Origin of the sequence: Sodalis sp. (in: enterobacteria) (assembly GCF_047607725.1) — a bacterium.
Lineage (GTDB): Bacteria > Pseudomonadota > Gammaproteobacteria > Enterobacterales > Enterobacteriaceae > JBLKSS01.
In genome coordinates, this window is record NZ_JBLKSS010000167.1 from 1 (window position 1) to 8,886 (window position 8,886).

The 8,886-nt window shown below is 50.3% G+C and carries 11 protein-coding genes and 3 pseudogenes; 2 read left to right on the top strand and 12 right to left on the bottom strand.

All coding sequences use genetic code 11. From position 1 onward, the window contains the following. Positions 1 to 369: 369 nt before the first annotated feature. The 5 genes and pseudogenes from ACMX3H_RS14610 to ACMX3H_RS14630 form a co-directional block, all read right to left on the bottom strand. Entirely contained in the window at positions 370 to 768 is a 399-nt protein-coding gene (locus ACMX3H_RS14610; RefSeq protein ID WP_415211360.1) for a hypothetical protein, read from the bottom strand. Further along, positions 765 to 986, bottom strand: coding sequence for a hypothetical protein (locus ACMX3H_RS14615; protein WP_415211361.1), 222 nt, complete (start codon positions 984 to 986; stop codon positions 765 to 767). The genes ACMX3H_RS14610 and ACMX3H_RS14615 overlap by 4 nt, the downstream gene beginning before the upstream one ends. Further along, positions 983 to 1,306 carry a hypothetical protein gene (locus ACMX3H_RS14620; protein WP_415211362.1) on the bottom strand — a complete coding sequence of 108 codons (324 nt, stop codon included), beginning with the start codon at positions 1,304 to 1,306 and terminating at the stop codon, positions 983 to 985. The genes ACMX3H_RS14615 and ACMX3H_RS14620 overlap by 4 nt, the downstream gene beginning before the upstream one ends. Before the next feature lie 456 nt (positions 1,307 to 1,762). Beyond that, positions 1,763 to 2,162, bottom strand: a pseudogene (locus tag ACMX3H_RS14625) (lysozyme). Further along, positions 2,159 to 2,458: a phage holin family protein gene (locus tag ACMX3H_RS14630; protein WP_415211363.1), complete on the bottom strand. Its 300-nt coding sequence runs from the start codon at positions 2,456 to 2,458 to the stop codon at positions 2,159 to 2,161. The pseudogene ACMX3H_RS14625 and the gene ACMX3H_RS14630 overlap by 4 nt, the downstream one beginning before the upstream one ends. Before the next feature lie 49 nt (positions 2,459 to 2,507). On the opposite strand from ACMX3H_RS14630, the gene ACMX3H_RS14635 reads away from it, so the two are divergent. After that, entirely contained in the window at positions 2,508 to 2,879 is a 372-nt protein-coding gene (locus tag ACMX3H_RS14635) for a hypothetical protein (protein ID WP_415211364.1), read from the top strand. 678 nt (positions 2,880 to 3,557) lie between these two features. Here ACMX3H_RS14635 and ACMX3H_RS14640 read toward each other — a convergent pair. Continuing rightward, positions 3,558 to 4,346: an ORF6N domain-containing protein gene (locus tag ACMX3H_RS14640; protein ID WP_415211365.1), complete on the bottom strand. Its 789-nt coding sequence runs from the start codon at positions 4,344 to 4,346 to the stop codon at positions 3,558 to 3,560. Positions 4,347 to 4,622: 276 nt separating this feature from the next. Between ACMX3H_RS14640 and ACMX3H_RS14645 the strand changes: the two genes are divergently transcribed. Further along, positions 4,623 to 5,009, top strand: coding sequence for a hypothetical protein (locus tag ACMX3H_RS14645; RefSeq protein WP_415211366.1), 387 nt, complete (start codon positions 4,623 to 4,625; stop codon positions 5,007 to 5,009). Positions 5,010 to 5,016: 7 nt separating this feature from the next. On the opposite strand, the gene ACMX3H_RS14650 is transcribed toward ACMX3H_RS14645, so the two are convergent. From ACMX3H_RS14650 to ACMX3H_RS14675, 6 genes and pseudogenes are all read right to left on the bottom strand, one after another. Next, positions 5,017 to 5,361 (bottom strand): antiterminator Q family protein, encoded by a 345-nt coding sequence (locus tag ACMX3H_RS14650; RefSeq protein WP_415211367.1) that lies wholly within the window; start codon positions 5,359 to 5,361, stop codon positions 5,017 to 5,019. 280 nt (positions 5,362 to 5,641) lie between these two features. Further along, a pseudogene (locus ACMX3H_RS14655) lies at positions 5,642 to 6,660 on the bottom strand (IS110 family transposase). A gap of 82 nt (positions 6,661 to 6,742) precedes the next feature. After that, complete coding sequence (locus ACMX3H_RS14660; protein ID WP_415211368.1) at positions 6,743 to 7,165, bottom strand: RusA family crossover junction endodeoxyribonuclease; 423 nt, start codon at positions 7,163 to 7,165, stop codon at positions 6,743 to 6,745. A gap of 2 nt (positions 7,166 to 7,167) precedes the next feature. Continuing rightward, positions 7,168 to 7,383 (bottom strand): NinE family protein, encoded by a 216-nt coding sequence (locus tag ACMX3H_RS14665; RefSeq protein ID WP_415211369.1) that lies wholly within the window; start codon positions 7,381 to 7,383, stop codon positions 7,168 to 7,170. Between the two features lie 351 nt (positions 7,384 to 7,734). Next, positions 7,735 to 8,604 carry a DnaB helicase C-terminal domain-containing protein gene (locus ACMX3H_RS14670; RefSeq protein WP_415211370.1) on the bottom strand — a complete coding sequence of 290 codons (870 nt, stop codon included), beginning with the start codon at positions 8,602 to 8,604 and terminating at the stop codon, positions 7,735 to 7,737. 45 nt (positions 8,605 to 8,649) lie between these two features. Continuing rightward, positions 8,650 to 8,886, bottom strand: a pseudogene (locus tag ACMX3H_RS14675) (hypothetical protein); the annotation flags it as partial.

The following is an 8,886-nucleotide window of genomic DNA, read 5'->3' on the forward strand; positions in this document are numbered from 1 at the left end:
CCAGCGGGAAATTGGGACGACGTCTTGAGGGTTTTGGTGGGGTTTGTTTCATGAATTGCGCCCATTAAAAAAATAATGGACATCATCTTTAATAACTTGATGGGGAATTAACAGACGGCGCTGGGCGTACGCTTACTCCCATAAAGAATTTCCTGCTGTTTTAAGTGCCAGTCCTTGCGGACTGTGGGATGCTTGGAGATAATCGCAAAGCGATTACGCCTTGACCTCGCTATTTATTTTCTTAACACCTCAATCTGTCTCAGCGCCGCCTTATCCTGATTGCACATTTCCAGCGCCAGCAATAGCTTTTCGTTGAGTATCACGCTGTCGCCCCACGTCATGTTGTCGGGGATAACCGGCCATGGGCAATCATCGAGCAACGTGGCCGGTATCGGCGCGGGCTGGATGGGCAGGTATCTTGTCTGCGTGCGCACACAGCCTGTTAACAGCCCCGGCAGGCACAGGCAGACGAGCACAGCGCTCAGGCATGATGGCCTCGCGTATCTGGATAATGCGTGGCTGGAAATCCTGCACCGCTTGCTGATGTGCATCCTGTGTCGCTCCGGCTATCTGGTTGAACAGCGCTACCGCCAGCTCATAGTGGGTAAACTGTGCGCTGGCGGCGTCACGCTCGGCGACCATCGACTGGTTGGCTTGTTTCAGACGAGTGATTTCGATGTGCTGAACCCTGACCACTATGGCGAGAGCGGTAATCGTGGCAAGCAAAAGACCGACCATCATCATCCGCCAACCGAGAGCTGTATTCATCGTGCAGTGCTCTTGCGTTTCGGCTGATACTTACTTGCCCACACCTTGGCAATATGCAGGCAGTCGTCAAACATCTTGCCCCTGGCACTGGCTGAAGCACTGCGGAGGTAATGGTCTACTGCCCTGTCTGCGCCCTTCAGAGCTACCGATTGCTCATAGCCCTGTTTCACCAGTTCGGCGACCACATACTTTTCAATGAATGGCGTGTAGTCTTTCATGCCGCTTCCGGATCCTCGTCAGCATCGGGAAAACCGCCCAAATCTGGAATCGCTATCTGAGTCAGTTGCAATGCCAGTTTGGTCGCTTCCTTAATCGTCTTGATGTCGCGTTTGTGTTGAGCGAGTAATCCACTTCCTTTCTGCCCACGATGTTTGTATGACTTTTTGTCAAATGCCGCTATCACATCGTGGAGCTTTTGCCCTGCAAGTTGAGTGAGATTGCCAACTTCAAGGCAGCCGACTTCAATACCAGATTCTTTTTCAGCTAGGTCCAGCAACCAAATACGAAGGTCTTTAGCTACCTTGGTACGCGATACCATACCGATAAGGTGAGCGCCTCGTGGTGAAAACACGCGTACTTAGTATGCTGTAATTCATTGTTTTCATTACAGGTCCTCACTTTGGCTAAGGTTGACATACAGGCTGTGAACTCATCCTTATGACGGTTATAGAGATTGGCAATTTTCTTACTGTCGGCGTATAGCCCAGCAGTTCCGCCAATTGATCACTGGTAAACCAGATTTTCCCGTCTCCATTGTCAAACGGCACCACGGAGTGATTTTTAAACGTTAATGCTTTCATTACGTTTACCTTTTCTATGAAATGAACCTTTGCCGAAAACGGAACGTCAGCCCACCGAAGGCTCGCCAGCACAAACTGACGCCCTCAAAGGCTCATTCCATAGGTTCAGGTTCGGTGGTTTTAGATGCGCTTTCGGTGCGTAGGTGAAAAAAAGTCCCGAACGATGCCGAGGCTCATTGGTTTGGATTAATGGGTTACACGGACTTCATACAAAGCTCACGCTCGACCGCCCGCCGACTGACCAGTCCCTTAGAAACTTTGCCGTCAACATACTTCCAGCGTCGCATCTCGTTACAGGCACCGGCTCTGTCTCCGGCGTTCAGCTTCTTCAGCAACGTCGAGCGCTCAAACGCCCCACTCCCCACGTTATAGACGAACGAGGCTAATGCGGCTTTCTAGCTTTCCGTCAGTGGTACGGTGACATTGGCGTCAACGACTGCCATTGCTGTTTTTAGGTCCTATCCAGCAGGGCTTGCATTCAGCCGGGGTGTAGCGCTTACCGGGGACGATATCGCTGCCGGTATGGCCATAGCAGACCGATAACACGCCGCCTACTGTGGCTTTTATCAATCGATTATGTAGCTCGGGATTCATTGGTCGCGCTTCGTCCTGAAACGGTATTCCTTGTGCCGGTAAACCCAGTTCAGCAAGAAGGTTGCCAGCGTACAGGCGATGCCGGTAATCAAGGCCCATTCACTGAGCGAAAAAGCACCTAGCAGGCACGTGACAAGGGCCCAGCTGTAGGCAGAGCCGGTAGTAAATTTTTCCATGGTATTATTGGCGTTATTGCGCCACCTCGTCCGGGGTTGCCATCGGTCAGAAAAAAGGCCACGCCGGAGCGCAGCCTTGGAAGTAAGTGCCAGATATCGTCTGGCGGCACATTTCCACATCTGATATCGTTAACTCACCAAAATTTACTATTCAGATACGGAGAATTATGTGAGTATTTTTTACTCAGTAGATAGAGGGCAGTCCCTTAACACAGGAGACATATTAGATTTAGCCACACCATCATGTCCCATTAAACCCTTGGCGGCTCATACATTATCAATATTTGACAATGGAGTATCTTATCATGCAAACAATTATTTTTTCAATTATCAAATTAATCTAGTCCAATCAGAAGAAAGGTTTGGTGCTACCATTGAAATGCTTCTTGAAGAACGCAGAAGAAATAGCTTCCCCGAAAAACCATCTCGCTTTCAATCCTTATTCGCGTGTGAATCAGTTAGAGAAGCTGCTTGGTTTCGTGGTTTTTCAAAATATTCCATCGATACCCCAATATTTGAGATTCACGCTTCAGCCGGCTGACATAGAGGCGATATGAGGCTTCTTAGCATGAATTGCACACCCGCAGAATTATCTTATCGACTTGACTTGTATTGGAAAGGAATGACTGATCAAACATCTGAGGGAACTTCTCCATTCTGGGAAATACTAATCCCATTGCCTGCAAAGGTTGGAAAAAAAGTTCAGGAATGACGAACTATTGCCTTTACACCATCACTATTTTCATTGCCAAATTGAAACTGCCGATAGCTTAACTCTGTTATGGCTTTCTCCATTGCATTGAGCGCGGCAATAACAGTGCAAGACTTAAATTCAAGCGAAAATGTCTTAGGCTTATCGCTATCTAGCCCTGCAAAAAGCGTACACCTGTGCTGGCCTATGTGATTCATTTCATTCCTCTGCCATTTTAAATGCATTGACCCATAGTGCCCGAATCAAAACAGAAAGCCCCGGCATTAGCCGAGGCCCTATCGCACACCTGCACAAAACTGATGCGGACTGGACAATAATCAGATGTGAGACACAATAATTTTATTCAGAAATCAGTAGCTGTCAATATAAAAAAGCCCCAACCACCAGAGGGAGTTGAGGCTTCATGTCCTGCGCGCTTCTGCCGCAGTATGGGGGTATTATGTGGCGCGCCGGCGCGCCAGTCAAGCATTTAACTGATCGTTTGATCAGCTATTTCGCCTCACACTGTCAATACCGTTGTAGGAAGTGCTGGATATCCGCTTGTTGCCATCGTGCTAATGTATTCGTCAGTAACAGATTGTGCGATTGATTGGTTTCATCAAGCAACTGCTTCATTTCTGATACCACAGCATCGGCATCCTCACGATTCTTTAGAACTCGTCGAACGGCCTGCTTTTCAGCATCGTACATCACCTCTTTCAGCGCATTAGTGAAACTGTAAATGCGTTGGCACTCTTCCGCGAGTATCGGAATATGACTGACGCCAAAATGCTGTGGGGAAGATACGCCCGCCGCATAACGCAGTGCATGCCATATGGCATTGCTCCATGAGCGCTTGAATCGGAAGCCGTTTGCCATGCCCCAGATAAGCCGGGCAAGATGGGATGCATCGTCGGCTGTTAGTGGCTCTCGGGCTTCAGGTTGGTACTGTGGCGGATTGTTAGCACGTTCAGCATTGAAGTAGCAATCTTCCAGTTGCTCGAAGACTTCCCATTCCTGATCGGTTTCAAGCATCTTGGCGTGTCTGGCAGCACCACGTTCCGTCCAGAGGATGAGACTGCGCGTATGCTTTGCAACTGACTGACTTTCTGTCAGCCTGTTTTTGTATTCTCGAAGCTCATCGCCTTCCAGCTTGAAAAAATGCTTACCATTAATGAATCTTGCAGCATTGCGTTTGAAATTTTGCTGAATGCTATTCACTTCAGCGCCATACAAGTTAGCCAATAGTTCCGTGGTAATAACTGGTATATTGCTATGGGTAATGATACGGAGGCTATCAAGAATTGTAGAGTTCATTTTCGTATCCCTTTTGAAGAGGAAACCTGAATGGCTCAGGCGACCAAGTGCTCAAAACTTGTACGAAGGCAAGCGGGCTTATTCCCATTGCTGGTATTTTATTCACCCACACTCGGCCATATCAAAATATGGACACAAAAAAAAACCGCAGAACTAACGGGCACGGTAGCCGTTCGTAAGGTGTTTTGAGCACCTGAGGCCGACTATAGCGCATGGTTTGATCTTCCGTCAATACGATAGCTGGGTTACACTTGGCCTAAACAGGAGGAATTTCCTATGGGCCAAGTCGCATTTGATACTCAAGAATTTGTCGAGACGCTGGAAAAATCTGGCCTGAAGAAAGAGCAAGCCAAAGCCATATCGCTTGTTGTACGTAAGTCGCACGAAGTGGCTGATATTGCTACGAAAGCTGATATCAATGACGTAAAACGTGATATCAGCGATGTGAAGCGCGATATTGCTGATGTCCGTAAAGATATGGACGCCCGTTTCGAGAAGACTGAAGCCAAGATAGACTCTCAAATTGCTTTAGTCCGCAAAGACCTGCAACTTGAAATGGCAGGCATCCGCTCCGAACAAAAACTCATCCGCTGGATGCTTAGCGCACTTATTTCAGGCATGATCTCGTTAATCATCAAGGCGTTTTTTGTCGCCTCAGTGTAATGTAACATCAGGCAGCCTCAAAAATTTCAGCCACGCGGCCGGCAATGTAGGCTTCAGCACTTTCGAGCACCTTGCTCACAAAGGAATGGTGACGATGTGGCTTCATGCCCTCACCTATCGCCCTGCACGAGGCTTTCTCCCGGTAATACGCCACCACTATATCGTACCCCAGCGGGTCGAAAACCTTCAGCCGCCCTACCGCACGGTCAACTATCTCCCCGTCCTCATCGGACAGCATGGGACGGATATCGCTGCTGGCCGTGACGATGAGCCATGCTGCCTTGTACTCGGTGCCAATACGTGAGCCGCCCCAATTTCCCCATGCGCTTAACAGATATCGAATATCTTTCATGCCGCCTATATGAACGCATCCCGTTTGCAAGGCTTTCGTGGCGTTGACGCTGACGGTAGGTTGCAGCTCTATATCCGGCCTTGTTGCAGCCAGTGCTGCGGGCCTCGATGAGATTCGCTGACTCACACCTTATTCTCCCAACGAGCTTTAAGCTCAAGGCAGCATCCAGGTTTAGTGAGTCCCGGTCTTACCTGTCATTGTCATCACTACTGCTGCCCTCGCAACCTTTCAGCATTCACCATTCTATTAAAAGAGCTAATGTTTTACCCGCGTCTGTCGTTCAGAACGGCCTGATGCTGACGTATTTTTTGTCGTAGGTTCGGTTATGAGCCACCAGTGCCCACACCGTACGCGCTATCTTGTTGGCCATCCCTACCACTGCGACGCTGGTCGGCCTTCTTTTCAACAGCTCCGTAATCCACGGATTCGGCTCTTTGGCCAGCAACGTAGCCGCCCTGGCACCATGGATAAACAGCGTCCGCAGATAGGCATCGCCGCGTTTACTGATGCCAAGAAATCGCACCTTGCCGCCTGTACCCGTTTGCTTAGGGACCAGACCGATGTAGGCCGCGAACTCCCGGCCTGAACGGAAGGTTCCCGCATATCCCATTATGGCGACTGCGGCGGTGGCGACCAGCGGACCAACGCCCGGGATATCCATGATCCGCTGACAGGCTTCATTCTGTTTTGCCCAGGCGGCAAGCTGTTTTTCGATGCCATCTATCTGCATATCAAGGTCACTGAGCCCCCGGTACTGGTCTTCAATCTGGTCAATCAGGAACGGCGGCAGCTTTTCCTTCAGACGTTCAAGTACCTCTGGCATCGCCTTGTCCAGTGGCGCCCGGCCCTTGCGCACGGTTTCGCCGAACTCCAGCAGTAATCCGTGCAGCGCGTTGATCTGCGCGGCGCGGAACTTCACCAGCTGGCGCCGGATTTTATGCAGCGACAGTACCACCTGCTGCTCCTCGGTTTTTACAGCGACGACTTTAGCTGGCTACTGAACCGCCATCCAGATAGCACGGGCAGCCATGACGTCATTTTTGTTGCCCATCACGAAGGTCTTGACGAATTTACCCTGGAGTAACCTGACGTATGCCCCAGCTTTTCCAGCTCACGCGCCCAGTACTGGGCGCCGCTGCAGGCCTCCATACCAATCAGGCAAGGTTCACGATTGCTGAAATATTCCAGCCGCGCGTCGCGCTTTATCTGCTTGTCGATAACTTCACCGCTATGCTCATCAATGAAGTGAACCTGCATCAGATATTTTGCGATATCGACGCCAACAGGGGTATATTTCATATCGTGGCTCCTCCAGTTATCAGGGAACTTTATGCATTCCGTATTGGGCACAATGATGCCGGAAGTCTGCGAGGATCCACACCTACCTGCCTAACCCTTCGCTGCTCTCAAATAGTTGGGATGCGTTCATCTTATTCTCCCCGCAATATTCATCAATCACCACCACACACTTACCACCTTTGACGCCGCCGTTGTCGTCAATTTTCTTCACGGTCATCACCAGCACCTGCCCGTCGTCGTGCCAGATGCACGCTTTGGTTAGCGTATCAAAAACCCCCTTGCTGTAATTATCTACGTCTCTCATGCGTTTATCGGGGAGGTAGAGATTCATCAGCACCGAAACCTCGCCGCAGAATTTTTGATGCCCGTATTTCATGCGAGCTTTGGCGACGGCAACTTCCGTCAGGCGCTTAAAACGTTTGGCTGCCTCACTGAGGTAAACACATCTTGCATTGCGCACCCAGTAGTGATTTACGCTCGGCGGGAAAGGTAATTCGATAATCATGCTCATCCCCAGATTCGGTTAATCAATTCATCTTTGCTTCGGTTACTCCGCTCCGCGCACGGGCGCGCATCACGAATATGAGCGCTGTAGTCGTAAGTGGTTACCGCCTCCTCGCTGGGTATTTCGCGGACTTTGTTGCGCGAGCGCTTGGTCGGCCTGAATAAGCAGTGCTGCATCATCCGAAAAGTGATGCTGGTGTTCTGTAATCTTTTTTTCATGTTGCTCTCCCGAAATAATCCCCTGAATAACGCACCTCCCGCAGCCTGACGCCATTTCCCACCGCCCACGAGGATGCATACTCAATCAAACTGTTCATGCGCTTCACGCCCATCTGGGCGTACGCTTACATAAAAAGCGCCTGAAACCAGAAGAGCATCCATGCTATGGCTGTTATTTTGAATATGGCTAATCCCATACTTACCTCCCCCTCTTCCGCCTCATTTCTACTCAAACAAAAATGGCTGCAATTAAAAGCAGCTATACGATTAATTCGGTCATATATGCAGTCATCCGTATTTTCCTTGCTTTAAAATTCCATAACTTCTTTCAGCGGCTTTCTGTTCGCCTGTTTACCCGCTCGCCGTTACTGCCTCTTGCTGGTCACAGGGGTAAATTTCCACGTCGCGCTGGTCAACGTACACCGTGCCCGTTTTGCCGTGGCGATTAAGGCGAAGAATGAGTTCGGTTAACGTTTCGTCGACGTGGTCGTCGTAGACGCGCTCCTTGTAAATACCCAGCCAATAATCACAGTCCTGTTCAATCTGACCACTTTCCCGGCTGTCGCTGGGCATGGGCCGTTTGTTGGTGCGCTCTTCCAGATTGCGGTTTAGCTGAGTCAGTAACACCCCGCCGGTATCCAGCTCTTTGGCAAGGTTCTTCAGCGCCTTGGTGATATTGCCAAACACCAGCGCATTGGTATCGGCTTTGTCGGTCGTCATCAGCGTCAGGTAATCCACGCCAATCATGCCAATTTTACCTTCGCGCCGTTTCAGCTTCCGACACTCCGCCTGGATATTTGCCAACGTCATCCCCGATTGGTCATCCAACCAGATACGCGGGTGATTACGCATCCGTTCAACCGCCGCGTAAACCTTTTTCCAGTCTTCCTGATTTTTTGCCCCCTGATAGAACATGTCAGTGTTCACATGGGCCTGCTGCCCTACCATACGCTCGAAAATCTGCTCTTCCGGCATTTCCAGACTGAACATGGCGACGGGGAGTTTTGCGACATCGCCCACATGTAACGCCATCTCGGTCATTACCGTGGTTTTCCCCATCTTGGGCCGCACACCTATCACGAACAGCGAGCCTTTGACGATAAATTTCGGGTAAAGCAGTTTGTCCAGGTCGGGTATCCCTGTTGACAGGCCGCGATGTGCTTCGGGATTGTTCCAGCGCGCTTCAATCGCAGAAATCCACCGGTCGGCTATTTCGTCAATGCGCCGTAATCCCTTCCGGTTGCCAGTTTGAGCATAGTCCGTGGCTTAGGTTATCATCCGTTGAGCGACTTCCAGTTTTTCAGCGGCGCTCATGCCGTTGCGTTCGTAAAACAACTCCGTAATCTGGTTGGCCTGACGCAGTGCAAAACGCTCTGTGGCCTTGTCCCGCACGACATTGGCATAACCCACCACGTTAGCAGCACTGGGCGTGTTTTTGGCTATCTGGGCGTAAGCGCCCCGTGGAGGACGTCTTGAATTATTGGTGGGTTTGTTGTACGGCCC